Consider the following 26,477-nt stretch of genomic DNA (forward strand, 5'->3'; position numbering starts at 1 on the left):
GCGGTTGGCGTAGAACCCCTCGTCGACCAGCAGATCGATCTGGCCCAGGTCGACCAGCCCGATGTTGATGGTGATCTTCTCGCTCTTGTCGACCTCAGCCATGCCGTCACCTCTTCCCCATCTGCAAACCAGCCTACCACCATCCTGCGGGATGGCAAGGAGCTGGCGCCTCAGGCCTTCCCCTGACGTGACGAGCTGTAGGCGAACAGATCGTCCCAGGTCTGGTCCAGGCGACGGTTGGCCTCGTCCAACGGCACGGCGGCCAACCGCCCCTCCCCGCCGTCGTCGATCAGCCGCAGCCGACGCAACTTGCCCACACCGTCGTCGACCTCGAAGTCGAACGTGGCGTCCCATTTCTGGACGAACCAGTCCTCGATCCGCTGGTCCAGCTCAGCGGCGGTCAACGGCCGCCCCGCCGCGTGGAGGAAGTGGTAGGCGAGCACCGCCTCCTTGACCTCTTCCTCCTCGGCCGCGTCCAGGAGGTGGTGGAACACCCCGGCGTCGTTGTCGAGGTTGCGGAAATAGAGGCTCTCCGAGAGCGCCTTCATGAACTGGATCTTGCGGTTCTTGAACTTCGTGTATTGGCGGACCAGAAAGCCGCCGACGGCCGCCAGCGCCGCCCCGAGCGCGACGAGCTGACCCTGGTTGAGCTCCACGGGCTCCCGGCGCACTCCGATCCAGAAACCCAGGAGCAGCAGAACCGGGAGCAGTGACGCGATGAGCTTGGTGACGACCACGACGACCCCGGACACGACCGCGGGAACGCCGATCAGCAGCTTGTCGATCAGCCGCATCCGGACCTGGGCGTTGGGGAACAGCATCTCCAGGTCGGCACGCGGCACGTCCTGGAACAGCTTGATGATCGTCGACCCCGGGGTGAACGGCAGGCTCTCGACGTCCTTGCCCTTCGCCTCGAAGTGCTCCGCGTCCTTGAACTTCACGTAGACGAGGACCTTCGCGTAGTTGGTGAACTCGATGGTCCGCCGCCGCAGGCCGAACAGGTGCGTCACCTCCTCCTGGCGGGTGCGCACGCCGCGGCGGTAGAACACGACCTCCTCGAAGTCGTCGAAGTCGGCCTCCAGCCGGACCTTCATCAACGACTCCTCGACGAACGCGCGGCCGAGGTCGTCGGTGCTGATGCGCTCGAAGTTCGCGTCCTCCGCCAGGGCGGTGAGCTCGTCGACGAGGTGCTCTTGCGCCGCCTGCCGCTCGGCGGGGCCCAGTTCGACGATCGTGCGCGTCTCGGTGTCCGGGTTGAACGGGTGGTAGGTGTCCTTCAGCGCCTCGAGCCGGGTGCGGAACTCCTGGTGCATGAGGCTGGCCAGCAGCTCGGTGAAGGCCAGGAACGACTCCCGCTCCTCGGCCGGAACCTCGTCCGCGCACATCGTGACGATGCTGGTCCTGCGGAACGGGATGAATCGCTCACCGGTCACTGCGGGCCCTTCTGCACGTGCATCAGCACCAGCCGCCCGAGGACGCGACCCGTGTCCCGGGGAGTGCACCACAAGCCGTCCGGACGGGCGACCCCGGGCAAGTCGCCACGCGATGTGGGCATCGGCGGTGCCGAGAGGGGCAGCGCGCACCCAGGTAGCTCAAGATCGACGAAACGGGGACATGAGCTTCATATATGAGCCTCATGTCCCCGAACTGCCGATCAAGGCCACCGGGTCGCCCTAGACTTCTCCTCGTCATGCGCACTCTCACGATGATCGGCGTACCGAGCAGTGCCGGGAGCTACGCCGCAGGTCAGGACCAGGCACCGCGCGCCCTCCGCCACGCGGGGCTCGTCGAGGCACTCGCCGCCGCCGGCATCGACGTCCACGACGCCGGGGACCTCACCGCTCAGGTGTGGGCGCCCGATCGGGACGACCGGTTCGCCCAGAACATCGGCCAGGTCGTGGCCTCGGTCCAGGAACTGGCCGACCACGTCCCGCGGCTGATGGCCGACGACCGCCGCCTGCTCGTGCTCGGTGGCAACTGCACGATCGCCGTGGGGCTGCTGGCCGGCCTCGATGCCGCCCTCGACGAGCGGTGCGGACTGCTCTACATCGACCGACACTTCGACATGAACACCCCGGGCACCACCATCGAGGGCGCTCTGGACTGGATGGGCCTCGCGCACGCGCTGGACCTACCCGGCAGCCGCGACGAGTTCGCCGGCGCCTTCGCCACCCGCCCCGTTCTGGACCCGCGACGGCTCGCGTTCCTGGGAACCGACCCGACCCAGTCCACCGAGTTCGAACGCGAGCAGATTGCCGCGCTCGACATCGGCGTCACCACTCAGGCCGAGATGATCGCCGACCCGGCGGGCGCCGCCGCAGCGGCTCTCCGGGCGTTGCCCGACGCGCCGTTCGCCGTGCACGTCGACGTCGACGTCCTCGACTTCACCGACGCGCCACTGGCCGAGAACACCAGCGGTCGCAACATCGGGCCCACGCTCGACCAGCTCGGCGCGGCCCTGGACGTGGTCGTGTCCGACCCACGGTGCCGCGCGCTCGCCATCGGGGAGCTCAACCCCACCCGCGCCGCCGGCGACACCACGGCGCTGACCCGGTTCGTCGCCGCGCTCACCGCCGTACTCGCCCGGTGGACCGGCTGACCATGCACGCTCGTCGAGAAGTTGTCCGCAGCGTGGTCGACCGAGTGGAGTGGGTGCGATGAGCACGATCGGGATCCCGGTGTTCGACGGCGCGGAGGAACTCGACTTCGTCGGTCCGTGGGAGGTGCTTACCGCGTCGTCGGCGCTGCTCGAGAAGGACGGCGCACCGCCGGACCGCGTGGTGCTCGTGGCGGAGCGGCTCGATCCGGTGCGGTGCCGCAAGGGCATGCGCGTGCTGCCGGACGTCTCCTTCGCCGACCATCCGCCGCTCGACGTGGTCGTCGTCCCCGGCGGCGAGGGCACCCTCCTCGGCGCGGAGAACCCGGTGCTGCTGCGCTGGCGACGTGCGGTGGGTGCGCGACGGCAACGTGGTGAGCAGCCAGGGCGTCTCCGCCGGCATCGACATGGCGCTGTGGCTGGTCGGTCAGCTCCACTCGCCCGCCCACGCCCGCGCCACGCAGCGCTACATCCAGTACGAGCCGGCGCCGCCCTACGCAGCGGACGTGTAGACCGTGTCTAGGTGTCGCGCCGCCAGATGAAGTTGTGCAGCATGCTGCCGTCGTCGACTCTCTCGGTCGAGTAGCCGACGACGAACCAGCCGCTGTTGTTCCACTCGTCGATGTGCTGCTGCAGATCGTCGTTCGTCGGACCGGGTTCCCCCTCGGCCGACACCCACAGCGACGCGTACTGATGCTGCACTACTCCCCCAACGGTCGGTCGGCGAGCACCTGCTCGCGCAGGATGTCGGCGTGCCCGCAGTGGTGGGCCAGCTCGCGCAGGACCTGCAGGTACACCCAGTGCAGCGTGCGCGGCCCGGTCCGGTGGCCGGTCACGACGGCGTCCAGCGGCAGGTCGGCGACCGCCGCCCGGGCCGTCGCGCAGGCCTTCCGGTGGGCCGCCGTGACGGAGGCGACGGTGTCGTCGTCGGCGAGCCGGAAGGACTCGTCCGGGCTCTGCACCAGGCCCAGCTCCCGGCGGGACGTGCCGCCGACGCACTCCTCGAACCACACCCGCTGCATCCATGTGACGTGCTTGAGCAGCCCGAGCAACGTCGTCGCCGACGCGACGAGCCGGCGGCGGGCCTGCTCCTCGGTGAGGCCGTCGAGGGTCGCCTCGAGGGCGCTGCGGTACTCCTCGACGAACGCGTCGAGCTGGGTGCGCTCGTCGTCGAGGAGCACGTCGAACGAGCCCATCAACCCTCCCGTCACGCCGCGGCGACGTCGGCGATCGTAGGACCTGATCGCAGAGTTCTTCTCAGCGCGGCTCGATCAGCCCGAAACGCAGCACGATCCGTGAGCGGTAGCGCTCGCCCGGCCGGAGCACGGTGCTGGGGAAGTCGGGCTCGTTCGGGGAGTTCGGGTAATGCTGGGGCTCGAGGCAGAACGCATCGCCCTGGCGCACGGCCGTCCCGTCGCGCAGCCGGATCGTGCCGTCGAGGAAGTTGCCCGAGTAGAACTGCACGCCCGGCTGGTCGGTGAGCACGGTGAGGGTCCGGCCGCTGCCCGGGTCCTCGACGTGGGCGGCGAGTGCGAGGTCCGCCCCGGCGGGCCGGTCGATGACGAAGGTGTGGTCGTAACCCCGGGTCCGGGCCAGCTGCGGGTGCGGGGCACGCAGGTGCCGACCCAGGGGGGTCGGTGTGCGCAGGTCGAAGGGGGTGCCGGCGACCGGGGCGGGCCCGCCGGTCGGGATCAGCCGGTCGTCGACCGGCAGGAAGTGGTCCGCCGGGATCCGCACACGGTGCCCCTCGACCGTGCCGCCGTGGCCGGTCAGGTTGAAGTAGGCGTGGTTGGTCAGGTTGACCACGGTGGGCGCGTCCGTGGTGGCCGTGTGCTCGATGTGCAGCTCGGCGCCCCGGACGGCGTAGGCGACCGCGACGTCGAGCGTGCCGGGGAAGCCGTTCTCCCCGTCCGGGCTGGTGCGCCGCAGGGTGAGCGAGCGGGATCCGTCCGGGCCGGTGACGACCGGGTCTGCGGCGAAAACCTGCCGGTCGAAGCCGTCGGGTCCGCCGTGCAGGGCGACGCCGTTCTCGTTGCAGGGAACGGTGTGGCGGCGGCCGTCGAGGACGAAGGTGCCGCCGTCGATCCGGTTCGCGAACCGGCCAACCGTCGCGCCGAGGAACGCGCGGTCGTCGCGGTAGCCGTCCGGGTCGAGGCCGAGCACCACGTCCGCGAAGGTCCCGTCGCGGTCGGGGGCCCGCAGCACCGCGAGCCGGGCGCCGAGCGCGACGACGCCGACCTGGAGCGCGGACCCTCCGAGCTCGATCAGGTCCGTACCGACGGGCGCCGCACCCGGCCCGGGATCTCCGACCGACAGATCCGTCATCGCGATGCCGCTCCCGCCCGACGCTTGGTCCACACGTCATACGCCACGGCTGCCAGCAGCACCAGCCCCTTGACCAGCATCACCCGCTCGCTCGGCGCACCGATCAGCGACATCCCGTTGTTGATCACAGCCATGATCAGGCCGCCGGTGATCGCGCCGACGACCTTGCCCACCCCGCCCTGCACCGCGGCGCCGCCGATGAACGCCGCTGCGATGGCGTCGAGCTCGAAGGAGGTGCCGGCGGTGGGACACGCCTGGTTGAGCCGGCCGGCGAAGATGATTCCGGCGATCGCCGCGAGCACACCCATGTTGACGAAGATCCAGAACGTGACGGACCTGACCTTCACCCCGGACAACGTCGCCGCCGCGAGGTTGCCGCCGACGGCGTAGATGTGGCGGCCGAACACCGCGCGGGTGGTCAACAGCGTGTAGCCGACGACCAGGGCGGCGAGCAGCACCAGCACCCACGGCAGGTTGCGGAACCGGGCCAGCTGCACCACGACGGCCATCAGCGCCACCGCGGGCGCCGCGATCTTGAGGACGAAGACGGGAAACGGGTCGACGACCTGGCCGTAGCCCAGCCGGGCGCTGCGGGCGCGCCACTGCGACAACGCGATGGCCGCACCGCGGCGAGCCCGACGAGCAGGGTGAACAGGTCCGCTCCACCGAGCGGGCCCAGCCCGACGTTGCCCAGGAAGGCCGGGAGGAAGCCGTTGGACAGGGTGCGCACGGTGTCGGGGAAGGGGCCGACGCCCTGGTTGCCCAGCACCGTCAGGGTCACCGCCCGGAACACGAGCATGCCCGCGAGGGTCACGATGAACGCCGGAATGCCGAAGTAGGCGATCCAGTAACCCTGGAAGGCGCCGATCGCGGCGCCGGCGACGATCGTGATGAGCACCGCGAGCGGCCACGGCAGGTCCATGTTCACCATCAGCACCATGGACACCGCACCGGTGGCCGCGACGACCGAGCCCGCGGAGAGGTCGATGTGCCCGGCGATGATGATCAGGATCATCCCGTGGTGGCCTGGGTCATGAACTGCATGAGGCGTTCCTGGGTCGCATCCGCGCGGTCGATCTCGCCGGTGATGCGGCCGGCCGACAGGGCGTAGATGCGGTCGCAGATGCCCAGCAGCTCGGGCAGCTCGGAGGAGATGACGAGTACCGCTTTCCCCTCGTCGGCGAGCTGGTTGATGATCGTGTAGATCTCGTACTCGGCGCCGACGTCGATGCCGCGGGTGGGCTCGTCGAGGATCAGCCCGTCGGATCGATGAAGATCCACTTGGACAGGACGACCTTCTGCTGGTTCCCGCCGCTGAGCTTTCCGGTGACGCTGGCGACGGTCGGCGCCTTGATGTTCATGCTGCGCCGGAAGCCTTCCGCGACCCGGTACTCCTCGTTGTCGTCCACCCACCCGTGGCGGGCGAGCTTGTGCAGCCGGGCGGCGGAGACGTTGCGCTTGATCTCGTCGATGAGGTTGAGCCCGTAGCGCTTGCGGTCTTCTGTCGCGTAGGCGATGCCGTGCCCGATGGCCTCGGCCACAGTCCGGGCCTGGATCGGCTCGCCGTCCTTGATCAGGCGCCCGGAGATCCCGACGCCGTAGGAGTGCCCGAACACGCTCATTGCCAGCTCCGTGCGGCGCCGCCCTGGAGGCGATGGCGTCGCGCTGGCCGCTCGCCGTCGCATCCGGGTCGGACCGGGTACTGCTCGACACCGTCCTGACGAGCACCGGCCTAAGATCGTGTTTCGCGGCCACGGTCGCCGGAGACGAGGTCGCCGTGGGCAAGCCCGATCCCTTCATCTACAGGGGGCGTGTCGCCGGCTGGGAGCCGACCCGAGGCACTGCGTGGCGATCGAGGACTCGGAAGCAGGCATCGCCTCCGGGCTGGCGGCGGGGACGAAGGTCGTCGCCGTGCCACGGCCCGGCTTCCAGCCGAGTCCCGAGACCTTGGCCCGGGCCACCGTGGTCCTGTCGGACCTGACGCAGCTCGACGCGGACCGGATGGCCGCGATCCTCGCCTGAGGTTCCGGCCCGCAGATTTCCACGACACGACCAGGAGGAGGATCGGCGCAGCAGGATCGGATGGGGGGAACGCCGTGTCGTCAGGGCCGTCTGTGCGGGAGCCGTCGGAGCCGGCGTGGCCCACGCCTCCGTTCTCCCGGCGGCGGGTGCTCGGCCTGATCGGGGCGGGGGTCGGGCTGGCCGCGGGCGCGGCCGCGGTGGACGCCCTGGTCAGGAAGAGCCCGATCGCCACGGGGCCGGTGGTGCCGTACCCGCGGATCGACTCGCTGACCACGAGCACGGTGTTCCGGGTGTTCGCGGGCGACGTGGAGATCTGGACCGAGGAGTTCGCCCGGACCCGGACCGTCCACGTGGCCAACTTCGCCGCCACCGGGCCGGTGCCGATCCGCATCGAGGTCGACGAGGAGGTCGACTCGGTGACGGTGAGCCCCCGGCACCGGGGGCCGGCGCCCTCGTGGGACGGAACGACGGTCCGTTTCACCGTCGACGGCGACGGTCCCCGGAAGTTGATCGTCTTCGTCACGACCGCGGACGGCCGGCGCGACCCGCTCTACCTGACGGTCGACGAGCCGGAACTGGACCCGCCGACCGCAGCCGCGGCCAAGCTCATGTTCTTCGGGCCCGGCACGCACCAGGCCGGCACGATCGCGCTGAACGCCGACGACACGCTCTACCTCGCCCCGGGCGCGCTCGTGATCGGCCGGGTCGTCGCGCAGAACGCTGCAGGGATCAGCATCCGGGGCCGGGGGATCCTGCAGGAGCCCGACGAGTCGAGCGACCCGCGCGCCCTGGAGGACGAGGCCGACTTCTACACCATCGTGATGGACGCCTGCCAGAACGCCCGGGTGGAGGGCATCACGATCCGTGACATCCCGCGAGGCTGGACCTCGCGCTACAACGAGTGCGATCACCTGGTGATCCAGGGTGTCAAGATCTTCAGCTTCAAGGTCAACGGCGACGGGATCGACCCGAACGGCTGCCAGGACGTCATGATCGAGAGCTGCCTCGTCTCCACCGGCGACGACGCCATCGTGATCAAGTCGACGGAGAGCAGCAGGCGCAACGTCTCGGGCGTCACCGTCCGTGGCTGCGTCCTCGAGACCTACCCGAAGACCACCGCCAAAGAGGGCGGCGACGCGTTGAAGATCGGTACCGAGACCTACTGCCCGGAGATGAGCGGCATCCTGTTCCAGGACTGCGACATCGTCCGCGCGAACACCGGGATGGCGTTCAGCATTCAGCACCGAGACCAGGCACGCATCCACGATGTGCAGTTCGTCGACATCCGCGTCGAGGCGGACGTCGAGAACGAGAACTTCGGCATCGTGATGCTGGACTCGGGGACAGGAACGGTGTCCGACGTCACGCTGCGCAACGTCACCTGGGCCGCCCGAAACGACATCCTCCTGAAGGGCCAGGGCATCAGAGGCGTGCGGTTCGAGAACTGCACCGTCGCCGGACGGCCGCTCGAAGACGTCGAGGTGGTCGACGGCGCGGAAGCCCCGGCGATCACTCCCTAGCCCCGTGCGGGTCAGATCAGGCCGAGGTTCCGCGCGGCGTCGACCGCGTCCTGCCGGCAGGCCACGCCGAGCTTCCGGTAGAGACTCTTGTTGTACGCCTTGACCGTGTTGATCGACAGGAACAGCGCGGATCCGATCTCCCGCTGGCTGGCCGTGCCCTGCAGCGCCCGCAGGATCGACAGTTCGCGGTCGGTCAGCTCCTCCATCAGCGCGCCGGAACGGGCGGCGGCCCGGGCGGTCCCCCGGCCGATGCGGGCCTCGGCCTCCTCCAGCAGCCGCACCGCGAAGGCGTTGACCGGTTCGTTCTCCACGACCTCCCGCGCCCGCGACAGCGCGGCCCGCGCCGCCGCGCGGTCACCGCACGCGAGCTCGGCGTCGGCGAGGTACACCAGGCCGCGCGACAGCACGCTCGGCCGGGGGTGCAGCTCGGTGAGCGCCACGGCCCTGCGCAGCTGGACGACGGCCGCCCCGGCGTCGGCGTTCTGGTGGCGGCGCCTGCCCTCGGCGAGGCGCAGGGCGGCGATCCCCGGTGTGCTCGCCTCGCGCCGCTCACGCTCGACGACCGCGGCGAGCGGAGCGGCCTCGCGCAGCACCCGGTCGCACTCGTCACCGCGGCCCGCCTCGACCAGGCAGACCGCGAGCGTGCCGGCGACCATCAGCACCAGCCAGGGAGGCCAGGAATCGGCGTGCCGCTCGCGCCACACGCCGAGCAGGAACGTCGCGGCCTCGTCGAAGCGGCCGTCGCGGGCCAGCGCGGCGCCCAACGCCGGCCGGACGTTCGGATGCCCGGGCGCGCCGTCCGCCGTCTCAAGTGCGAGTGCCTCCCGGGCGAGGTCGATGGTCCGGGAGGCCTCGTCGTCAGTGATCCCGAAGTTCGACCGCAGGGTGAGCACGGCGGCCCGGAGGCTGCGCCAGCCGGGGACGACGGTGTCAGCAGTGCCGGTCGCCTCGGCGTGGTCGAGCCAGCGGTTCACGCCGTCCCGGTCGCCGCACAGCGCCGCGGCGTAGGCCAGCGACCACGCCAGCGCCGCGTCCACGGCGGAGCGCGACAGCCGCTCGCCCAGCTGCAGGTAGCCGGCGGCGGCGCCGCGCTCGAAGAACCACGCCGCGCACCGCTGCATCAGTGCGGCGGCGGCCGCGTCGCGTCCGGCCACGAGCAGGTGGCTGACAGCGTCGTCGATGCGGTCGTGGCCGGCGAACCAGTCGGCGGCACGTTCCAGGACGATGTGCGGGTCGGCCCCGGGCTGGTGCCGCAAGGCGTCGCGGAGCAGGCGGTGGCACCGGTACCACTGCCGGTCGTCGTCGAGGGCGGCGACGAAGAGGTCGGCCCGGACGAGCTCGTCGAGCACCTCGGCCGAGCCCGCGACGTCCAGTGCGGCGTCGCACAGCGGACCCGACAACAGCTCGAGCGGCGCCGACCGCACCAGCAGGTCGCGCTGCCGCGGGGCCAGCCCGGGCAGGACCTCCGCCGCGAAGTAGTCGAGCAGGTGCCGGTCGTCGTCGCGCCGACGGCCGGGGTCGGCCCGGAGCGCCAGTGCGGCCAGTTGCAGCCCCGCCGCCCAGCCCTCCGTCCGTCGCCACAGCGTCGTCGCGGCAGATCGCTCGAGGTCGACGCCGGCCACGCTCGACAGCAGGGCGGCCGCCTCGTCGGGTCGGAACCGGAGCTGCTCGGCGCGCAGCTCGGTGAGATCGCCGCGGGCCCGCAGGCGCGCGATCGGCAGAGGAGGGTCGGCGCGCCCGGCGACGACGACCCGCAACGACGCGGGCAGGTAGGCGATGAGGAACTCGACGGCCTCGTGGATCCGCGGATCGGCGAGCACGTGGAAGTCGTCGAGCACGAGCACGTGCGGGGCCGTCGTCGCGGCCAGCTCGTTCAGCAACACCGGCAGCGCGAGGTCGACGGCGGGCAGATCGGCCACGCCGAGCGCGTCGAGCGGCTCCCTGCTGATGTCGTCGCTGACGTCGCGCAGCGCCGTGAGCACGTAGGTCCAGAACCGGGCCGGCTCGTCGTCGTTCTCGTCGAGCGAGACCCACGCGATGCGCCGCTTCTCGTCGGGATCCGTCGCCCAGGCACTGAGCAGGGTCGTCTTGCCCCACCCGGCGGGCGCCACCACCACGGTCAACCGGGTGCGGGCGGCACGCAGCTGCTCGGCGAGTCGGTCGCGCGAGATCGCGCCGTCGCGGACCGGCGGGATCGTGCGTTTCACGGCGAGCAGTGGCCGCGGGGGCCTTTCCGACGTCACAGTGCTCCCGACCTGCGGCGTGGCGCCGCAACCCGCCGGCGATTGTGCCAGCCGGCGTACCCCGGGTACATGGCGCGCGGGGTGGTGTGCGGGCACCCGGTTCGCCCCGATCGTCCTGTCCATGATGAATCGGGAACTGCAGACCACCGTCGCAATCGTCGGGGCCGGGCCCACCGGGCTGCTGCTGGCCGGCGACCTGGCCCAGGCCGGTGTGGACGTGACCGTGCTCGAGCGGCGCGGCACGGAGTCCAACCTGACCCGGGCGTTCGGCGTCCATGCGCGGACGCTGGAGCACCTCGACGCCCGAGGGCTGGCCGACGAGGTCATGGCCAGCGGCGCCCGGATCGAGCGTCTGAGCCTCTTCGACAGCATCAGGATCGACCTGTCCACCCTGCCGACGCGGTTCCCGTTCCTCCTGATCACCCCGCAGTACAACGTCGAGCAGGCGTTGGAGAAGAGGTCGACGGCAGCCGGTGTCCGCATCGTGCGCGACGCCGAGGTGACGGGGCTGCGCCAGGACGCGGACGGCGTCGAGCTGACCGTCCACGGCGGCGTCCTCCGGGCGGACTACGCCGTCGGCGCGGACGGGGTCAACAGCTCCGTCCGGGGCGCGCTCGGGCTGCCGTTCCCCGGCAGGTCGGTGCTGAAGTCGATCATGCTCGCCGACGTGCGGCTGGCCCACCCGCCCGCCGATACGCTCATGGTCAACGCGGTCGGCGACGCGTTCGCCTTCGTCGCGCCCTTCGGCGACGGGTGGTACCGCGTCTTCGCCTGGGACCGCCGCCACCAGATGCCCGACACCGCGCCGGTGACGCTCGACGAGATCCGCGACGTCACCCGGCATGCGCTCCGCACCGATCTCGGCATCCAGGAGGCGCGCTGGTTGTCGCGCTTCCACAGCGACGAGCGCCAGGCCCCGCGCTACCGGGTCGGGCGGGTGTTCCTGGCCGGCGACGCGGCGCACGTCCACTCCCCCGCCGGCGGGCAGGGCATGAACACCGGTCTGCAGGACGCGGCCAACCTCGGGTGGAAGCTTGCCGCCGCGGCGCAGGGCTGGGCACCCGACGGGCTGCTCGACACCTACGAGAGCGAGCGGCACCCCGTCGGTCGGCTCGTGCTGCGCAGCAGCGGCGCGATCATCCGGATGGCGATGGTCAAGTCCCGGGCCGGCAGGTTGGCGCGCAACGTCCTCGGGGGCACCGCCCTGCGTCTTCCGCCGGTCGCCCACAAGGCCGCGGGCACCATCTCCGGCATCGGGATCGACTACCCGGGTGCCCCTCGCGCGGCGGACGTCGCCTTGACGGATTCACGGCGGCTGTACGAGGTGCTGCGCGACGGACGGTACGTGCTCCTGGCGCCGGACCCGGCCCGTGCGCAACTGGGCGGGAGCCACGACCACGTCGTGCCGGCGTCCCCGGCGGATGCCGACATGCCGTGGACGCTGGTCCGTCCCGACGCCCACGTGGCGTGGCGTGGCGGACCCGCAACGCTCGACGCCGCGCTCGGCCGGGCGGGCCTGTCCCGGCGGCCGTAAGCCTCGCCGTAGACGACCATCGAGCCGGCCAGCACGAGCCGGCGCAGTCCGGCCGCGTGCATCCCGGCGAGCAGGACGGCCGTGCCGAGGTCGTTGTGTGCGGCGTACTCGGGCGCGTCGGCGGGGTCGACGCCGTGGGCCTGCGGGAGCGGGCGTCCACACGACCGGAACCGAGCGGCGGCCGTAAAGCTCGCGTCATCGCCTGACCTTCCCGACCTGGCCGCCCCCTGGGCACAGTGGACGAACTGGCTTGAGAACGTGGAGAGATGATGACCGAGCGGACACCGTTGTTCTGCGACGCCGCCCTCGCCGAACGCATCGAGCGCGCGGACACGCAGCTCGTCACCGAGGCCAGTAGGGCCGCCCATCGCCGCAACCACGGCCGGGGTTTCGTCCTGCCCGTGGCCGGCGGCGTCGCGAGCTTCGCCGAGCCGGGCTCGCCGTTCAACAAGGTCGCGGGGCTCGGGTTCGCCGGCGTGCCGGACGCGGCCGACCTCGACGAGATCGAACGGGCCTTCGCGGCCTGCGACTCCCCCGTCCAGGTCGAGCTCCCCCACCTCGCCGACCCGGAGATCGGCGCGCTCCTCACGGACCGGGGCTACCGGCTCGAGTCGTTCGAGAACGTGCTCGGGCGAGCGCTGGGCGACGAAACCGAGCGCGTCATGCCACCCGGGATCGAGGTCCGCCGCAGCGGCGACGAGGAGTTCGACGCCTGGCTCGACGTCGCCGCCGACGCCGTCGCCCGCCCGGACACCGAGGGCGTGCCCTGGCACGAGGAGTTCCCCCGCGATGTCTACATCCGGGCCGAGCGGGACATGGCCGCTGCCGGTGTCGTGCGCTACGCCGCGCTGCGCGACGGCGTCCTCGCCGGCGCCGCCGGCCTGCGACTCGCCGAGGGCGTCGCGCAGTTCGCCGGGGCCGCCACCGCACCCGCGCACCGCCGTCACGGCATCCAGGCCGCGCTGCTGTCGGCGCGACTCGTCGACGCCGCGGCGGCCGGCTGCGACGTCGCCGTCGTGGTCACCCAGCCCGGATCAAAGTCGCAGCAGAACGCGCAGCGCTGCGGGTTCGACCTGCTCTACACCCGCGCGGTCCTGGTGAAGCATGGTGGCTTTGCTGCGGTAGGAGTGCAGCAAAGCCACCATGCTGCAATCGCCCAGCAGCCATGACGGAGCCAGAAGCCGTCCGGATCGAGCTCCACGCCGGTGCCCGCAACGACCTGCGGAGCCTCTTCGAGCTGGCCGAGGACTCCCCCACCGAGCTCGACTCGTACCTGCACGCCGGCCGGGTGCTGGTCGCGCGGTCCGGGGACGACCTGCTCGGCCACCTGCAGCTCGTCGAGACCGACCGCCCGGGCCGGGTGGAGATCAAGAACATGGCGGTGCTCGAGGCGGTGCGGGGCCGCGGCATCGGCGCGCGGCTCGTGCGGGCGGCCCTCGACCTCGCGGCGGTCGCGGGCGCCGACGAGATGGTCGTCGCCACCGGGGCCGCGGACGTCGGCAACCTGCGCTTCTACCAGCGCCAGGGCTTCCGGTTCCGCTCGGTCGAGCGCGACGCCTTCGGCCCGGCGACGGGCTACCCGCCGGGGCTCGAGGTCGACGGCATCCCCCTGCTCGACCGCGTCTGGCTCGACCAGGAGGTCCGCCCGCCGGCCTGAACACGCCGCGTCGTGGCCCGGGCAGCCGGCTGAAGGTCAGGCCGCGGCGGCACGGCCCGCGGCGAAGAAGGCGACGACGGCGTCGGTGTCGGGCAGTCGGTGCGCTGGCCGGTCTGCGCCGAACGACGCGTTCCAGAACTCACCCTCGCGGGGTGTCCACGGGCCGACGTAGGCGTACGGCAGGGAATGGCCCCCGTCGCCCGGCGACACGCCGTAGTTGACCTCGTCGAGGGAGATCCCCAGATCGAAGTGCTCGGGCCACAGGATCGGCTCCTCGGACGGAGCGAAGCGCCGCATCGCGCCGTCACCGCGGGCGAACCAGTCGAGCAGCAGCGCGGCCGCCGCCGGGTCGACGGTCAGCTCGTCGTCCGCGCCGAACTGGGCGTGCTCAGAGTAGAGGTCCGCGGGCTCGCCCGCCTCGACACCCAGTTCGGCTGCGATGTCGCCGATGCGGCCGCGCAACGGGACCCGTCCGCTCGCGCCGACGATGTCGGTCCCCTCCACCCGCAGCGGCCCGACGAACTGCCCGATGCCGCCCGGTGTCACCTGCAGCCGGATCTCGCCGTGCTCCCGGTACTGCGGCCCGGCGAGCAGGCGCTCGGCCACCGCGTGCAGGGATCGGCGGGTCGCAACCACCGCATGCTCGTCCATCTCGACCTCCGGAGTGTCGTCGACGGTGTGCGGTCAGGAAGCCGGTGGCTCGTCGTCCCCGGCTTCTTCCGCCGCCTCGGCCTCCTCCTTCGTCGCGTGCACCGTGCCGTCGGCGTGTTCCGGGGGTGCGTACATCGTCCAGAGCACGAGCGGGTCGGCGCCGGTGTTGCGGAAGTTGTGCACGGTCCCGGCGGGCACCACGACGAGGTCGCCCGCGGCGATCTGCTCCGACTCGCCGGCGATGACCGCCTCACCCGTCCCGCTCGCGAACGCGAGGAGCTGATCGGTGTGCGGATGGGTCTCCTCACCGATCTCCCCGCCCGGCGGGATAGTCATGGTGACCAGCTGGCTGTTGTCACCGGTCCAGAGCACCCGTCGGAAGTCGGTGCTCTGCTCGGCGACGGTGGCGATCGGAAACTTCAGAATCATCGCTGCGGCGTCTCCCTCGTGGTGGTCGGGGTGAGTGTCTCCGATCGACGACCACACGGCAGCGCCCCCCGTCCATGTTCAGCGCCAGCAACGGGCTCGAGCTCGTCGCGTCACACCAGTACGGCGACGAGGACCGCCAGCCCGAGCGGGACGTCGAGCGCCACACAGGCCTCGGCCAGGGACGGGGAGACCAGGTCGCGGTGCCGACGCAGGTGCCAGAGGTCCCAGACCCCGTGCGCGACCAGCGTCAGGGCCACCAGGACCAGGCCGGCCGTCGGAGCGAGCAGCAGCGCGCTCACCGCGATGGCCCCGTAGATCAGCAAGCCGGCGACCTCCAGCGTCAGCGCCGGCCGGGCCGCGCCCCGCAGGAGCCCCACCACGACGAGCACGGCTGCGGCCACGGCCGTCGCCACGAGCGGATCGAGCTCGACCAGGGCACCCGCGAACACGGCCACGAACGACAGGGGGATCCAGGCCCACGCCATCGAGGGCAAGGAGAACGCCGCCGCGGCCACGTAACAGGTGGCGGCGATCGCGACCACGAGAGCGACCGACACGCGGTCGGCCCCCGCGAGGAATATGCCGACCGCGGCGACGAACCCGACGACGCTGGGCCAGCGGTGCGTCAGAGCGGCGAGCCGAAGGGAGGGACGGGGTGAGGTGGTGTGTGCGGTCATGGCGACGAGCATGGCGCGGCACAGGTACCCAGAGGGGGTATCCGTCGAGCTTGGTCCGGATTCCTGCGAAACCGGTCCGGTCGGACCCCCCGTGCCGTATCGTCCACCCATGGCCGTCGCCACCGCGGTCGTCGCCTACGACGACGCCGAGCTTCTCGACATCGCCTGCGTCACCACGACGCTGGCGACCGCCACCCGGTTCCTGACCGGAGAGCACACCGCCCATTCCGACGCCCCGCCCGTCACGACATCCGACGGCGCCGGCTACGACATCCGCCTGCTCGCCGTCGGCGGACGACCGGTCACCGCGCGGCCGGGCCTGCGGCTCGAGGCCCACGGTGCCCTGGAGCACGACACGGGTCCGGTCGACACGCTCATTGTGGTCGGCGGCTACGGCCACCTGCGCGCGGCTCACGACGACGTGCTCGTCGCCCACGTGCGCCGCCTCGCCCGGCGGGCCCGCCGCGTCGCGTCGGTCTGCACCGGGGCGAGCGTGCTCGCCGCCGCCGGCCTGCTCGACGGGCGGCGCGCCACCACGCACTGGGCGTTCGCCGACTCCCTCGCGCACGACCATCCGGCCGTCACCGTCGACCCGGACCCGATCTTCATCCGCGACGGCCGTATCGCGACGTCCGCGGGCGTCACCAGCGCACTGGACCTGACTCTCTCGTTCGTCGACGAGGACCACGGCCCCGACCTCGCGCGCCGGGTGGCGCGCGCACTGGTCACCTACCTGCAGCGGCCCGGCACACAGGCCCAGATGAGCATGCACGTCGCCGCGCCCGCCCCGGCGCACGACGTCGTGCGCGACGTCGTCGACCACGTCGTCCAGCACCTCGACGGCGACCTGTCGACGGCTGCGCTCGCCGAACGCGCGGGGGTCAGCGAACGCCACCTGGGCCGGCTGTTCCGCACCCACCTCGGACGCAGCCCGGCCGAGCACGTCCGGCGGACCCGCACCGAGGCCGCCGCGGCTCTGCTCGCCACGACGGACCTTCCCCTGGCCCGGGTGGCCGGTCGGTGCGGCTTCGGGTCGTCGGAGACCCTGCGCCAGGCGTTCCTCGACACCTACGGCCGGACGCCCTCAGAGCACCGCCGCGCGTTCCGTGTCCCACAAGCCGTCGGCGGCGGTCGATAGGCGCGAGGCCCGCCGCACCTGCGTCGGGACGCCGTCTTCGGCGAGCGACCTGCGGAGCCGGGCGAGGGCCCGATGCTGCGCGACGCGCACCGCTCCCGGGGTGGAACCGACCGCTCCCGCGGTCTCCTCCGCCGACATCCCGAGCGCCACCCGGAGCACGAGGATCTCGCGCTGCGGGTCGGGCAGCTCGTCGAGCAACCGGCGCAGCTCACCGGACAGCTCGGCGCGCAGCGCGTGCTGCTCGGGCCCCTCGGTCGTGTCCGCCGCGTCGGGGATCTCGACGTCGAGATCCCAGCGGGTCCGGGTGGCCGCCCGATGCGCGTCGATCACCTTGTGCGCGGCGACGCCGTACACGAACGCCAGGAACGGCTTGCCCTGGAACCGGTACCCGGGCAGGCCCGTCAGCACGGCGAGACACACCTCCTGCGCGACGTCGTCCGCGGACATCCGGTGCGACGGGCCCAGCCGGGCACGGCAGTAGCGCACGACGTACGGCCGGACCACGGCCAGCAGCCGCCCCACCGCGTCTTGGTCCCCGGCCGCCGCGTCCCGGACGAGCTCGTCCGGGACGTCGTTCGCCTCACCAGCGGTGCGGAGGCACTCGGTCATGCACCGACCCTGGCGCTGCCCGGGGTTCGCCCGGATCAGGAAGGTCCCGGAGATCCGACCCGGGGCGCCCACGTCTCGGGCTCAGGGTTGCGTGATGCGGCCGCGCGTAACGCGTCCTCGCAAAGCCCGCCCCGTCCTCGCAGAGGCGATTGCCTCTGCGACGAGTTCGACGGGTCTGCGAGGTGCACTGTCAGACCCTGCCCACCGGTCTGACTCCGGTGATCAGCGCTTGACCGTGTAGTGCAGGTGGAGCACGCGGTCGCCCTGGACCACCTGGTCGGGATCGTCGAGGAGCACGGTGCCGACGTGGCTGCCGAAGAACCGCACCCCCTCGCCCAGAACCACCGGGACGACGTCCATCGCGACCTCGTCGACGAGCCCGGCCGCGAACGCCTGCCCGCCGAGGTCGCCGGCGGTCACGCAGACGAGACCGTCGCCCGCGAGCTCCCTGGCGAGCGCGATGCCCTCCTCGGCCGAGCCGGCGGCGTGGAACGGTGCGTCCGGGTGGTCGGCGAGCCACCGCTCCGGCAACGGTCGGTGGGTGACGACGACCAGCTCGTCGCCGGCGGCCGGCTTGCCGTCCCAGCCGTTCGTGGTGTCGAACAGGTGGCGGCCGATCACCGTCACCTTGATCTCGTCCCAGAAGGGCTGGATGTAGTCGTGGGACGTCCGCGAGACACGGAACGTCCAGCCGCTCGGCCTGGCGGTCAACTCGGTGTCGCCGTTGAAGTACCAGTCGAACAGCGGCCCGACCGTGTCGTCGGGAAAGGCGATGAAGCCGTCCACCGAGACCACCGCCTGCATCACAACCCTGGCCATCAGTGATCGTGTCCTCTCAGCCGGTCGACGTAGCCCCCGACGGCGCGCTCGACGTACGACGACTCCCCCTCCACCCGCCATCCTGGCATTCGGCCGCGCACATCCCGGGCGACGTCCTCGGGCGCGAGCTGCGATCCGGTGGGCAGCAGCGCACGCCCGCGCGTTCGCGGAATGACCAGGCCGGCGCAGGCGTCGTAACGAGGACACCGGTCGCGTTCGCGCACCGGTACGTCGAGAACAGCGAGGACCGGGCATGCAGCCTCTCGTGACGACCACCCGGCTGACGCTGCGCGACTGGTCCACCGACGACGCCCCGGCCGCGCTCGCGATCTACGGCTCTTCCGAGGTCGCCCACTGGCTCACCCCCGTGCTCGGCCGCATCGCCGACGTCGACGCGATGCGAGCGGTACTCGAGCAGTGGCAGCAGGAACAGCCGGGACTGACCCCGCCCCAAGGACGCTGGGCGATCGAGCGCAACGACGACGGCGCGGTCGTCGGAGGCGTCGGAATCCGCCTCCTGCCGCCCGACGCCGAGGACCTCGAACTGAGCTGGCAGCTCAACCCGGACGAATGGGGCAAGGGCTACGCCACCGAAGCCGCCCGCGGACTGATCACGTGGGCATTCACCCAGGACATCGACGAACTCTTCGCGGTCGCCCGGCCGAACAACGCCCGGGCACTCGCGACGGTGAAGAGGCTCGACATGCAGTGGGTCGGCGAGACCACGAAGTACTACGGCCTGAACCTGCAGGTGTACCGACTTCGCCCCGGCGACCTCCAGGGCTGACCGAAGCCGTCTGAATCGTCACAGATCGATGTCAGGCGGCATGCCATGGCGTCGGGAGGCGTTGAACCAGGACGTGAATGAAGGTCCACTGCGTCTTGTCGTCCTCGGTGACTCGCTCGCGCACGGCACCGGCGCCACCCGCCCCGACGACACGTTGGGCGCACGGATGTCCCGCGTGGTCGAGCGCGCCGGACACACGGTCCAGGTCCACGTCGTCGCCGTTCCCGGCGCCACCTCGCTCGAGCTCGCGGGCCAGGTGCACCAGGCCGTCGCGCTCGACGCCGACATCGCCCTCGTCATGGTCGGCGCGAACGACCTCGCCCGGTCCGTCCCCGCTGCCCGGTCGGCGGCGGCGCTCGCCTCTGCGGTCCGCACACTGCACGCTGCTGGAGCCGCCGTGGTCGTCGCACCCGCGCCCGACCTGTCGTGCGTGCCCGGAGTCCCGGCCGCTCTGCGCCCTGCGTTGCACGTCGCCTGCGAAGAACTGCAGCGTCGGCAGGCCGGCTCGGCCGAGGCGGCGGGCGCCGTCGTCGCACCGATCGCCGGGCAGCTCGCCGACGCCTTCGCGAGCGAACCCGAGCTGTTCTCCGACGACCGCTACCACCCCTCGTCAGCCGGCTACGCACGCATCGCCGCGGCACTCGCTCCGCACGTCGTCGCGGCTGCGCGGGAGGCCGACCTGCGGCGCGCCGCTGCCTGACGACCTGCTCCCCCTCGACGACGGGTCACCGGTGCGCGGCGGCGACCGCGGCCAGCGCGTCGAGTGACCGCAGCGTGTCGTCCTCAGGCAGCGTGTCGAGTGTCAGGGTGACCTCCTCGACCCCGGCCTCGGCGAACCCCGCCAGGCGCCCCTCGTCGGTGTCCGCCCCGAACACCGTGAACGGGACCTCGTCACGACCCTGCTCGGCCAGCCAGCTCCGCACCCGCTTGATCTCCGTCGGTGGGGTGCGCACGCGCGGCAGCCATGCGTCGCCGTAGGTCGCCAGCCGCCGCAACGCCGCCGGGCTCTCGCCACCGATGTAGATCGGCGGATACGGCTTCTGCACGGGCTTCGGCCACAGGTGGATCGGGTCGAAGTCGACGTGCTCGCCGTGGTACTCGGCCTGCTCGCCGGTCCAGATCTGCTGCAACGCGGCCAACTGCTCGTCCATCAGCGCCCCGCGAGTGGCGGGATCGGTGCCGTGGTTGCGCATCTCCTCCCGGTTCCACCCGACCCCGACCCCGAAGGCGACGCGCCCGCCGGACACGACGTCGAGACTGGCGACCTGCTTCGCGGTGTGGATGACGTCGCGCTGTGGCAGCAGCGCGATCCCCGTGCCGAGCAGCAGCCGCGACGTCACCGTGCCGGCCGCCGTCAGCGCGACGAAAGGATCGAGCGTGCGGTAGTACTTCCGCGGCAGCTCGCCTCCCCCGGGGTACGGCGACTCCCGGCTGACGGGGATGTGGGAGTGCTCGGCGATGAACAACGAGCTGAAGCCCCGCTCCTCCAGAGCACGCCCCAACACGTCGGGCCGGATGCCCTCGTCGGTGATGAACGTGGCGATCCCGAATCTCATCGCATCGTCATACCCGACCGACGCCGTCGTCGCGCGCCCCGCAGTACGTAGAAGTACGTATCGCAGAACGGGCGCGACGCTGCCACGCTCCTTGCCTCGCTCCCCCCGGATGAGTGTGAATTGATCAGGATGGAGGAGGATCGTGCGTTCCCACCACATGGGCCGGAGTACTCGACTGGCGGTGGCCGTCTGCACCGTCGTCGCCTTCGCCTGCTCGTGCACCGCCAGAGCTACCGATATCATTGCCACCGACAGGCCGGGCGGCGAAACCGTTTTCGGCCCCTCACAGCCACTCGGGAACGGCACGGTGAAGACCTTCGTCACGCTGGACGACGCGGGGCAGCCCACTGAAGTCGGTCTACGGCTCACCGCAACCGCTATGGACGGTCTACCTCAGGACACCGGCCCTGCAGAAATGGTGATGCTCGCGTTTCCCGACCAGGCTGCCCGAACCGCCCTCAACCACGTCATGCTGAACTGGAACCCACAGGGACACGAACCTCCCGAACTGTTCGGGAAGCCGCACTTCGACTTCCACTTCGACATGGTCGACATGTCCACGATGCAGGCGATCAACCCGGACGACCCGGGCTATGCGACGAAGGCCGAAAACCTTCCCGAGCCGAAGTACCTGCCCCAGGGTTACGTCGTTCCCCCGGGGCCTCCGGTCGCGGCCCAGGTCGTGCCCGGCATGGGTGTGCACCTGGTCGACTCCGGCGACACCACGCTCGTGCCGGGCAAGTACGACTTCGAGCAGATCATCATCAACGGCGCGTGGGACGGCCGCTACACGTTCATCGAGCCGATGATCACCCGCGAGTGGCTGCTCACCCAGCCGACCGTGCAGGAGAACCTCAAGCAGCCCCAGTCGTACCAGAAGACGGCCTACTACCCGACCACCTACACCGTCCACGTCGACCAGCAGACGAAGGACTACGTGATCGCACTAGTGTCCTGCGCCAGTATTTCGCAGGGTAAGTCCTAGACTGGAGGTATGGCCCGTACCGGACGCCCCAAAGCCGTGCTGGAACTGACCGCTGACGAGCGCGAGCAGCTGCAGCGGTGGGCGCGGCGGGCCACCTCGGCGCAGGCGCTGGCGATGCGCTCTCGGATCGTGCTGGCGTGCGCGCAGGGTCGGTCCAACACCGCAGTCGCCGACGACCTCGGAGTCTCGCCCCAGACGGTCGGTAAATGGCGGGCCCGGTTCGTGCAGGCCCGCCTCGACGGGCTGGCCGATGATCCGCGGCCCGGGCGCCCATCGTCGATCACCGCCGAGCAAGTCGAGGACGTTGTCGTGGCAACGCTGGAGTCCACGCCGGCGAACGCCACGCACTGGTCGCGGGCGAAGATGGCCGAACGGACCGGGCTGTCGCGCTCGAGCATCGGACGGATCTGGAAGACCTTCGAACTCAAGCCGCACCGCGCCGAGACGTTCAAGCTGTCAAACGACCCGTTGTTCGTGGAGAAGGTCTTCGACGTCGTCGGGCTCTACCTCAACCCACCCGAGGGTGCAGTCGTGCTGTCGGTGGACGAGAAGTCACAGGTCCAGGCCCTGGCACGGTCCCAGCCGACGTTCCCGATGATGCCCGGCATGCCCGAGCGTGCCACCCACGACTACGTCCGCCACGGCACCACCAGCCTGTTCGCGGCGTTCAACACCGCCGACGGCACCGTGATCTCCTCATTGCACCGCCGGCACCGCACGATCGAGTTCAAGAAGTTCCTCACCAAGATCGACGCCACGGTCCCCGCGCACCTGCAGGTCCATCTGATCGCCGACAACTACGGCACCCACAAGACCCCGGCGATCAAGACATGGCTGGCCCGTCATCCCCGCTTCACCCTGCACCACACCCCGACCTACTCCAGCTGGCTCAACCAAGTCGAACGCTGGTTCGCCTACCTCACCGAAGACCTGCTCCAACGCGGTGACCACCGCAGCGTCCACGCCCTCGAAGCCGACATCCGAACCTGGGTAAAGGCCTGGAACGACAACCCAAGACCGTTCATCTGGACCAAGACCGCCGAGGACATCCTCGAACGACTCGGACGACTTCTACGCCGAATCAACGGCGCAGGACACTAGCCGGACTGACCATGCGCCAGGCGTCCTGACTTCTTCTGCCCCACCGGAGCAAGGACGACCCCATCATTCCGGGAGCACCGTCTGCTGGACGAGTTGCGCGATTCCGTCCGCGGGGAGCGCCTCGCCGAAATAGGTGTTCGGCGCCAGCAGCAGGTTCGCCATGACGATGACTGTGGCGCCCTTCTCGGGTTGGTAGCCCACGAACGTCTGGAAGCCGGGCACGGCCCCGTTGTGCCCGATCAGGCCGCCGAACGCCTTCTCCACGCCGAGGCCGTAGTTGCCGCGCGGGTCGAACGTCGTGCGGGCGGCCTGCGTGGCCGGGGTCAGCAGCGAGCCGGTTCCCAGCGCCTTCGCCCAGATGACCATGTCGCCGATGGTGGAGATCGCGGCACCGCTGGCCACACCGTTCGAGGGGAGGTCGGTGACGTCGTTCGGCTTCGTCCCCGGCGCCACCGTGATCTGCGCGGCGGCTTTGTTCCCGGCCAGGGCGGCGTTGTAGGCGACGTTGCCCTCGACGTTCGTGCCGTACATGTAGCCCTGCGAGTGCGGGTCAGGAATTGCGGTGTCGTCGTAGACCGGCAGGCTCGTCGACCTCATGCCGAGTTTGGCGAACACGAGATCCTGCATGAGCTTCTGCAGGGGCGCCTTGCCCACTCGCTCGGCGATCACACCGAGGATCTCGTAGTTCGTGTTCGAGTAGTGGAAGCCCTGGCCGGGAGGGAAGTACGGCGGATGGGCGAGCCCGATGCCGATGCACTCGAAGGGGGTCCACGGCTTGTGGGGGTCCTTGTCGAGCGTGAGGTTGAAGTAGTCGTCCTCGGTGAAGTTGAAGATCCCGGCGGTCATGCCGAGCAGCTGGCGGATGGCGATGTTCTCGCCGTTCGGCACGCCGGGCAGGTACTTCGTCACCGGGTCGTCGAGGCCGATGGCGCCCTGGTCGACGAGCTGCAGGACCACCTCGGCGGTCAGGCTCTTGGTGACGCTGCCGATCCGCATGTGGTTGTCGGTGCTCATCGGGGGCGCGCCTTCGGTGGTGGACGAGCCGAACGCGGTGAGCCAGGTGCCTTTCCCGGGCACGTCGACGTACACGATGGCGCCCGGCACGCTGAGCTCGTCCATCAGCGCAGTGATCTTCGGGCCGAGGTCGGCCGCGAACGCCGGGGCCGCGGCCGGCGCGGTCGATGCGGTCGGTGCGGTGGTCGACGCGGGTCGAGCGGAACCGGCCGGTCCGGACGTGCACCCGGCCGCGAACACCGCCGTCACCGCGAGCGCCACGCCCGCCCGGGCCACAGGGGCGCGCCGGACCATCGTCATTCAAAACCCCTCTCCGTGCGGACACTCCTCGGCGATCGACGCTATGACCCGCAGCACCTGATGACCATGGACCCAGGTCCCGTTCACCAGGACAGGTACCGGATGACCGCCATCACCCGCCGATGGTCGACAGGATTGACCTCGAGCCCGAGGTCGTCGTAGATCCGGGAGGCGTGCTGGACCACCGACTTCTCGGCGATGCCCAGGCGGGCCGCTATCGCGGCGTTGGTGCGGCCCTGGGCGATCAGTTCGAGGACGTCGCGCTGGCGGGGGGTGAGTCGTTCGAGGTCGCCGTGCTTGTGCGCGGCCCGGGTCATCATGACCCGGACGACCTCGGGGTCGATCACCGTCCCGCCGGACCCGACCTGCTCGACGTCGTCGACGAACCGGCGAACCTCGCCGATCCGTTCCTTGAGCAGGTAGCCCACCCCGGCCGGGTTCGTCCCGATCAGCTCGAGGGCGTAGCGGCGTTGCACGTACTGGGACAGGACCAGGACGCCCACACCGGGCAGCGTGCGCCGGATCCGGATCGCGGCGGTCAGGCCGTCGTCCGCCCGACCGGGTGGCATCCGGATGTCGGTGACGACGACGTCGGGCCGCACGCGCTCGGCCAGCTCCAGCAGGGTGTCCGCGGCGGCCGCGGTCCCGGCGATCTCGAACCCGGCCCGCTCCAGCACGAGGACGAGGCCCTCGCGCAGCAGGGTCTCGTCCTCGGCGATGATCAACCGCACGGCAGCTGCACCAGCAGTCGGGTGCCCTGGTGGGGCGGGCTGAGCAGCTCGAAGCGCCCGTCGAGCACGTCGACCCGATCGCGCACGCCCCGCAGGCCGGCGCCGGTCGGGGTCGCGCCGCCGACGCCGTCGTCGGCGAAGTCGAGTGTCAGCGCATCATCTGCCCGCTCGACGCGGACCCGGATCGCGGATGCCCGGGAGTGCTTGACCGCGTTCGCGGTCGCCTCCGCGAGGATGAAGTACGCCCCGGTCGACACGGCCGCGGGGAGTTCGGTCAGCACGCCGCACCAGTGGGCGTCCACCGGGATCGGGGAGCGGTCGAGCAGGTCCTCCGCCGCGGCGAACAGCCCTCGCTCCAGCAGCAGGGCCGGCATCACGCCGTGCACGAGCCGCCGCAGCTCGCGGACGGCCTCGGTGAGATCGTCGCGCAACGCGTCGGCGTCGTGGCGGATCGCCGGGTCCAGGCCCGGTGCGCTGCCCAACGTCCCGGCGCGCAGCGTCGCGAGCACGAGCCGGCTCTGCAACAGGTCGTGGAGGTCCTGGGCGAACCTGCGCCGCTCGTCGTCGGCGACCTGGACCAGCCGTGAGCGTGACTCCAGCAGTTCCTGTCGGCGGGCCAGCAGCTCCGCGGTCAGCCGCTCCCGTTCCAGGGCCAGCGCCACGACGCGTCCTGCCTGTTGCACGAGCGACGGATCGCCGATCAGCGAGCTGTCGTAGGCGATGACGGCGACCGCCCCGTCGGCGGCGTCGACGGAGACGGTCGCGCCGTCGCGCTCCGGCGCGACGACCCGCCCGCCCTCGTCGAGCAGCCACCCGTGGGGTCTCGACGGGAAGTACAGCTCCAGGGACTCGTCGCCGAGCGCCGCGGCCAGCGCCTCACGTACCGGTCGACGACCGTCGGCCGAGCCCAGCCACAGCCCTAGCTCCTCGAGCTGCGCGGTGCGCGCGAACCCGCCGCGCAGGATCGCGACCGCGAAGACGAACGGGACGACGGCGAGGGCGCCGATCTGCAGGAGGAACCGGGCCTGAGACGACAGGGCGGCGACCGGCTCCAGCACGAGCGCCGAGAAGGGGATGAAGGTCAGTACGAGCATGCCGGTCAGGTAGACGACGGCACGCGTCCGGCGCTGCGCCCCGACCGCCGCGGACCTGCGGAGACGCTGCACCAGCACGGCCGCCGAGATCAGCAGGACCGCGGTGGCCAGCACCCGGTGGGCCAGGTCCGCGGCGGCCACGACCCCGGCGTCGGCTCCCTGGTCGAAGATCGGGAGAACGACGGGCTCGCCGCTGTAGGCGTACTGCAGGAACAGCGGAACGGTGGTGGTCAGATAGCCCGCGACGACCAGTGCGCGGTCGCGTGCACCGGTCAGGCGCCCGGACGGGAACGCCAGCAGCAGGTGCAGCACGCCGGCGAGCACCGACTGGCCGCCGAGCACACCCAGGAACACCATCACCGGCTCGGCGGCGTTGTAGAGCGACGCGAGCAGGAACAGCGTCCCGGTCACGCAGATCAACAGCCCGAGCCGGTTCCCGGGGCGCCGGCTCCAGGCGACGGCGCCGACCGCGAGATAGACCAGCCCGACCGCGGACGGCGCCGCGTCGCCGAGCCCGGCCGGCGACGCGGCGGCGACCGCGCCGGCACCGACGACGGCGAGGACCGTCCCGAGTGTCAGCACGAGGGCGAGGGCGAGCTGCAACGCATGGCCCGACCACGCGCCCGGCGAACTCCTCGCGGCTCGGAACCCGGGGTTCCGCCGGATGTTCGTCACGCAGAAACCATGAT

Annotated in this window: 28 protein-coding genes and 4 pseudogenes; 13 read left to right on the forward strand and 19 right to left on the reverse strand. The window is 71.2% G+C overall.

Annotation, left to right across the window (positions count from 1 at the left end; all coding sequences use genetic code 11):
* A pseudogene (locus RM445_RS22570) lies at positions 1–102 on the reverse strand (hypothetical protein); the annotation flags it as partial.
* A 68-nt stretch (positions 103–170) separates the two neighbouring features.
* Positions 171–1,433, reverse strand: coding sequence for a TMEM143 family protein (locus RM445_RS22575; protein ID WP_311558825.1), 1,263 nt, complete (start codon positions 1,431–1,433; stop codon positions 171–173).
* Between the two features lie 257 nt (positions 1,434–1,690).
* Between RM445_RS22575 and RM445_RS22580 the strand changes: the two genes are divergently transcribed.
* The 3 genes and pseudogenes from RM445_RS22580 to RM445_RS22590 all read left to right on the forward strand — a co-directional run bounded on the left by RM445_RS22580 (position 1,691) and on the right by RM445_RS22590 (position 3,108).
* Positions 1,691–2,599, forward strand: a complete 909-nt coding sequence (locus tag RM445_RS22580; RefSeq protein WP_311558826.1) for an arginase family protein — start codon at positions 1,691–1,693, stop codon at positions 2,597–2,599.
* A gap of 58 nt (positions 2,600–2,657) precedes the next feature.
* A pseudogene (locus RM445_RS22585) lies at positions 2,658–2,840 on the forward strand (DJ-1/PfpI family protein); the annotation flags it as partial.
* Positions 2,841–2,943: 103 nt separating this feature from the next.
* Positions 2,944–3,108, forward strand: coding sequence for a type 1 glutamine amidotransferase family protein (locus tag RM445_RS22590; RefSeq protein WP_311558975.1), 165 nt, complete (start codon positions 2,944–2,946; stop codon positions 3,106–3,108).
* A 7-nt stretch (positions 3,109–3,115) separates the two neighbouring features.
* On the opposite strand, the gene RM445_RS22595 is transcribed toward RM445_RS22590, so the two are convergent.
* The 6 genes and pseudogenes from RM445_RS22595 to RM445_RS32445 all read right to left on the reverse strand — a co-directional run bounded on the left by RM445_RS22595 (position 3,116) and on the right by RM445_RS32445 (position 6,543).
* On the reverse strand, positions 3,116–3,298 hold the full coding sequence (locus RM445_RS22595) for a hypothetical protein (protein ID WP_311558827.1): 183 nt from the start codon (positions 3,296–3,298) through the stop codon (positions 3,116–3,118).
* Positions 3,298–3,792 (reverse strand): DinB family protein, encoded by a 495-nt coding sequence (locus RM445_RS22600; protein WP_311558828.1) that lies wholly within the window; start codon positions 3,790–3,792, stop codon positions 3,298–3,300. Before RM445_RS22600 ends, RM445_RS22595 begins: the two co-directional genes overlap by 1 nt.
* 61 nt (positions 3,793–3,853) lie before the next feature.
* Positions 3,854–4,921: an aldose epimerase family protein gene (locus tag RM445_RS22605; RefSeq protein WP_311558829.1), complete on the reverse strand. Its 1,068-nt coding sequence runs from the start codon at positions 4,919–4,921 to the stop codon at positions 3,854–3,856.
* A pseudogene (locus RM445_RS22610) lies at positions 4,918–5,939 on the reverse strand (ABC transporter permease subunit); the annotation flags it as partial. The gene RM445_RS22605 and the pseudogene RM445_RS22610, both read right to left, overlap by 4 nt.
* Positions 5,933–6,202 carry a hypothetical protein gene (locus RM445_RS32440; RefSeq protein ID WP_397469385.1) on the reverse strand — a complete coding sequence of 90 codons (270 nt, stop codon included), beginning with the start codon at positions 6,200–6,202 and terminating at the stop codon, positions 5,933–5,935. The pseudogene RM445_RS22610 and the gene RM445_RS32440, both read right to left, overlap by 7 nt.
* A complete protein-coding gene (locus RM445_RS32445) occupies positions 6,175–6,543 on the reverse strand; it encodes a hypothetical protein (protein ID WP_397469386.1) in 369 nt (122 codons plus the stop codon). The genes RM445_RS32440 and RM445_RS32445 overlap by 28 nt, the downstream gene beginning before the upstream one ends.
* Before the next feature lie 118 nt (positions 6,544–6,661).
* Between RM445_RS32445 and RM445_RS22620 the strand changes: the two genes are divergently transcribed.
* Together RM445_RS22620 and RM445_RS22625 are read left to right on the forward strand one after the other, a co-directional pair.
* Positions 6,662–6,943 carry an HAD-IA family hydrolase gene (locus tag RM445_RS22620; RefSeq protein WP_311558830.1) on the forward strand — a complete coding sequence of 94 codons (282 nt, stop codon included), beginning with the start codon at positions 6,662–6,664 and terminating at the stop codon, positions 6,941–6,943.
* 92 nt (positions 6,944–7,035) lie between these two features.
* Positions 7,036–8,463: a glycosyl hydrolase family 28 protein gene (locus RM445_RS22625; protein WP_311558831.1), complete on the forward strand. Its 1,428-nt coding sequence runs from the start codon at positions 7,036–7,038 to the stop codon at positions 8,461–8,463.
* 11 nt (positions 8,464–8,474) lie between these two features.
* Here RM445_RS22625 and RM445_RS22630 read toward each other — a convergent pair whose 3' ends face one another.
* Positions 8,475–10,670 (reverse strand): helix-turn-helix transcriptional regulator, encoded by a 2,196-nt coding sequence (locus RM445_RS22630; protein ID WP_311558832.1) that lies wholly within the window; start codon positions 10,668–10,670, stop codon positions 8,475–8,477.
* Positions 10,671–10,827: 157 nt separating this feature from the next.
* Here RM445_RS22630 and RM445_RS22635 point away from each other — a divergent pair, with 157 nt between their 5' ends.
* On the forward strand, positions 10,828–12,240 hold the full coding sequence (locus RM445_RS22635) for an FAD-dependent monooxygenase (RefSeq protein ID WP_311558833.1): 1,413 nt from the start codon (positions 10,828–10,830) through the stop codon (positions 12,238–12,240).
* On the opposite strand, the pseudogene RM445_RS22640 reads toward RM445_RS22635, so the two are convergent.
* A pseudogene (locus tag RM445_RS22640) lies at positions 12,240–12,380 on the reverse strand (NAD-dependent epimerase/dehydratase family protein); the annotation flags it as partial. The gene RM445_RS22635 and the pseudogene RM445_RS22640 overlap by 1 nt on opposite strands.
* Before the next feature lie 126 nt (positions 12,381–12,506).
* On the opposite strand from RM445_RS22640, the gene RM445_RS22645 reads away from it, so the two are divergent.
* On the forward strand, positions 12,507–13,409 hold the full coding sequence (locus RM445_RS22645; protein WP_311558834.1) for a GNAT family N-acetyltransferase: 903 nt from the start codon (positions 12,507–12,509) through the stop codon (positions 13,407–13,409).
* Positions 13,406–13,897 (forward strand): GNAT family N-acetyltransferase, encoded by a 492-nt coding sequence (locus tag RM445_RS22650; protein WP_311558835.1) that lies wholly within the window; start codon positions 13,406–13,408, stop codon positions 13,895–13,897. Before RM445_RS22645 ends, RM445_RS22650 begins: the two co-directional genes overlap by 4 nt.
* Before the next feature lie 36 nt (positions 13,898–13,933).
* Here the strand turns inward: RM445_RS22650 and RM445_RS22655 are convergent, their stop codons facing one another.
* From RM445_RS22655 to RM445_RS22665, 3 genes are all read right to left on the reverse strand, one after another.
* The gene (locus RM445_RS22655) at positions 13,934–14,548 is read right to left on the reverse strand and encodes a hypothetical protein (RefSeq protein WP_311558836.1); all 615 of its coding nucleotides are present in this window, start codon (positions 14,546–14,548) and stop codon (positions 13,934–13,936) included.
* Between the two features lie 33 nt (positions 14,549–14,581).
* Positions 14,582–14,977, reverse strand: a complete 396-nt coding sequence (locus RM445_RS22660; protein WP_311558837.1) for a cupin domain-containing protein — start codon at positions 14,975–14,977, stop codon at positions 14,582–14,584.
* Positions 14,978–15,087: 110 nt separating this feature from the next.
* Positions 15,088–15,654, reverse strand: a complete 567-nt coding sequence (locus tag RM445_RS22665; protein WP_311558838.1) for a hypothetical protein — start codon at positions 15,652–15,654, stop codon at positions 15,088–15,090.
* Between the two features lie 109 nt (positions 15,655–15,763).
* Here RM445_RS22665 and RM445_RS22670 point away from each other — a divergent pair, with 109 nt between their 5' ends.
* Positions 15,764–16,792: a GlxA family transcriptional regulator gene (locus RM445_RS22670; RefSeq protein WP_311558839.1), complete on the forward strand. Its 1,029-nt coding sequence runs from the start codon at positions 15,764–15,766 to the stop codon at positions 16,790–16,792.
* On the opposite strand, the gene shbA is transcribed toward RM445_RS22670, so the two are convergent.
* A complete protein-coding gene (gene shbA / locus RM445_RS22675) occupies positions 16,739–17,401 on the reverse strand; it encodes an RNA polymerase sigma factor ShbA (RefSeq protein ID WP_311558840.1) in 663 nt (220 codons plus the stop codon). The two genes, RM445_RS22670 and shbA, sit on opposite strands and share 54 nt — an antisense overlap.
* A 222-nt stretch (positions 17,402–17,623) precedes the next feature.
* A complete protein-coding gene (locus RM445_RS22680; RefSeq protein WP_311558841.1) occupies positions 17,624–18,220 on the reverse strand; it encodes a dihydrofolate reductase family protein in 597 nt (198 codons plus the stop codon).
* A gap of 253 nt (positions 18,221–18,473) precedes the next feature.
* On the opposite strand from RM445_RS22680, the gene RM445_RS22685 reads away from it, so the two are divergent.
* Both RM445_RS22685 and RM445_RS22690 read left to right on the forward strand, forming a co-directional pair.
* Positions 18,474–19,007, forward strand: a complete 534-nt coding sequence (locus RM445_RS22685) for a GNAT family N-acetyltransferase (RefSeq protein ID WP_311558842.1) — start codon at positions 18,474–18,476, stop codon at positions 19,005–19,007.
* Between the two features lie 73 nt (positions 19,008–19,080).
* Positions 19,081–19,707, forward strand: coding sequence for a GDSL-type esterase/lipase family protein (locus RM445_RS22690; RefSeq protein ID WP_311558843.1), 627 nt, complete (start codon positions 19,081–19,083; stop codon positions 19,705–19,707).
* Between the two features lie 25 nt (positions 19,708–19,732).
* Here the strand turns inward: RM445_RS22690 and RM445_RS22695 are convergent, their stop codons facing one another.
* A complete protein-coding gene (locus tag RM445_RS22695) occupies positions 19,733–20,563 on the reverse strand; it encodes an LLM class F420-dependent oxidoreductase (protein ID WP_311558844.1) in 831 nt (276 codons plus the stop codon).
* Between the two features lie 181 nt (positions 20,564–20,744).
* Here RM445_RS22695 and RM445_RS22700 point away from each other — a divergent pair, with 181 nt between their 5' ends.
* Positions 20,745–21,548: a DUF5602 domain-containing protein gene (locus RM445_RS22700; protein ID WP_311558845.1), complete on the forward strand. Its 804-nt coding sequence runs from the start codon at positions 20,745–20,747 to the stop codon at positions 21,546–21,548.
* Between the two features lie 9 nt (positions 21,549–21,557).
* Positions 21,558–22,649 (forward strand): IS630 family transposase, encoded by a 1,092-nt coding sequence (locus tag RM445_RS22705; RefSeq protein WP_311558846.1) that lies wholly within the window; start codon positions 21,558–21,560, stop codon positions 22,647–22,649.
* Between the two features lie 63 nt (positions 22,650–22,712).
* On the opposite strand, the gene RM445_RS22710 is transcribed toward RM445_RS22705, so the two are convergent.
* From RM445_RS22710 to RM445_RS22720, 3 genes are all read right to left on the reverse strand, one after another.
* Entirely contained in the window at positions 22,713–23,963 is a 1,251-nt protein-coding gene (locus RM445_RS22710; RefSeq protein ID WP_311558847.1) for a serine hydrolase domain-containing protein, read from the reverse strand.
* An 83-nt stretch (positions 23,964–24,046) separates the two neighbouring features.
* Positions 24,047–24,694: a response regulator transcription factor gene (locus RM445_RS22715; RefSeq protein ID WP_311558848.1), complete on the reverse strand. Its 648-nt coding sequence runs from the start codon at positions 24,692–24,694 to the stop codon at positions 24,047–24,049.
* Positions 24,685–26,463, reverse strand: a complete 1,779-nt coding sequence (locus RM445_RS22720; RefSeq protein ID WP_311558849.1) for a sensor histidine kinase — start codon at positions 26,461–26,463, stop codon at positions 24,685–24,687. The genes RM445_RS22715 and RM445_RS22720 overlap by 10 nt, the downstream gene beginning before the upstream one ends.
* Positions 26,464–26,477 lie beyond the last annotated feature (14 nt).

Origin of the sequence: Pseudonocardia charpentierae, assembly GCF_031845345.1 — a bacterium.
Lineage (GTDB): Bacteria > Actinomycetota > Actinomycetes > Mycobacteriales > Pseudonocardiaceae > Pseudonocardia > Pseudonocardia charpentierae.

What these genes read in the sequence shown, in the direction of transcription:
- RM445_RS22680 (WP_311558841.1), bottom strand. Translation starts at nt 18,220, where the DNA reads ATGGCCAGGGTTGTGATGCAGGCGGTGGTCTCGGTGGACGGCTTCATC.
- RM445_RS22710 (WP_311558847.1), bottom strand. Translation starts at nt 23,963, where the DNA reads ATGACGATGGTCCGGCGCGCCCCTGTGGCCCGGGCGGGCGTGGCGCTC.
- RM445_RS32445 (WP_397469386.1), bottom strand. Translation starts at nt 6,543, where the DNA reads ATGAGCGTGTTCGGGCACTCCTACGGCGTCGGGATCTCCGGGCGCCTG.
- RM445_RS22670 (WP_311558839.1), top strand. Translation starts at nt 15,764, where the DNA reads ATGGCCGTCGCCACCGCGGTCGTCGCCTACGACGACGCCGAGCTTCTC.
- RM445_RS22665 (WP_311558838.1), bottom strand. Translation starts at nt 15,654, where the DNA reads ATGACCGCACACACCACCTCACCCCGTCCCTCCCTTCGGCTCGCCGCT.
- RM445_RS22660 (WP_311558837.1), bottom strand. Translation starts at nt 14,977, where the DNA reads ATGATTCTGAAGTTTCCGATCGCCACCGTCGCCGAGCAGAGCACCGAC.
- RM445_RS22695 (WP_311558844.1), bottom strand. Translation starts at nt 20,563, where the DNA reads ATGAGATTCGGGATCGCCACGTTCATCACCGACGAGGGCATCCGGCCC.
- RM445_RS22600 (WP_311558828.1), bottom strand. Translation starts at nt 3,792, where the DNA reads ATGGGCTCGTTCGACGTGCTCCTCGACGACGAGCGCACCCAGCTCGAC.
- RM445_RS22645 (WP_311558834.1), top strand. Translation starts at nt 12,507, where the DNA reads ATGATGACCGAGCGGACACCGTTGTTCTGCGACGCCGCCCTCGCCGAA.
- RM445_RS22650 (WP_311558835.1), top strand. Translation starts at nt 13,406, where the DNA reads ATGACGGAGCCAGAAGCCGTCCGGATCGAGCTCCACGCCGGTGCCCGC.
- RM445_RS22685 (WP_311558842.1), top strand. Translation starts at nt 18,474, where the DNA reads ATGCAGCCTCTCGTGACGACCACCCGGCTGACGCTGCGCGACTGGTCC.
- shbA (WP_311558840.1), bottom strand. Translation starts at nt 17,401, where the DNA reads ATGACCGAGTGCCTCCGCACCGCTGGTGAGGCGAACGACGTCCCGGAC.
- RM445_RS22580 (WP_311558826.1), top strand. Translation starts at nt 1,691, where the DNA reads ATGCGCACTCTCACGATGATCGGCGTACCGAGCAGTGCCGGGAGCTAC.
- RM445_RS22635 (WP_311558833.1), top strand. Translation starts at nt 10,828, where the DNA reads ATGATGAATCGGGAACTGCAGACCACCGTCGCAATCGTCGGGGCCGGG.
- RM445_RS22605 (WP_311558829.1), bottom strand. Translation starts at nt 4,921, where the DNA reads ATGACGGATCTGTCGGTCGGAGATCCCGGGCCGGGTGCGGCGCCCGTC.
- RM445_RS22655 (WP_311558836.1), bottom strand. Translation starts at nt 14,548, where the DNA reads ATGGACGAGCATGCGGTGGTTGCGACCCGCCGATCCCTGCACGCGGTG.
- RM445_RS22705 (WP_311558846.1), top strand. Translation starts at nt 21,558, where the DNA reads ATGGCCCGTACCGGACGCCCCAAAGCCGTGCTGGAACTGACCGCTGAC.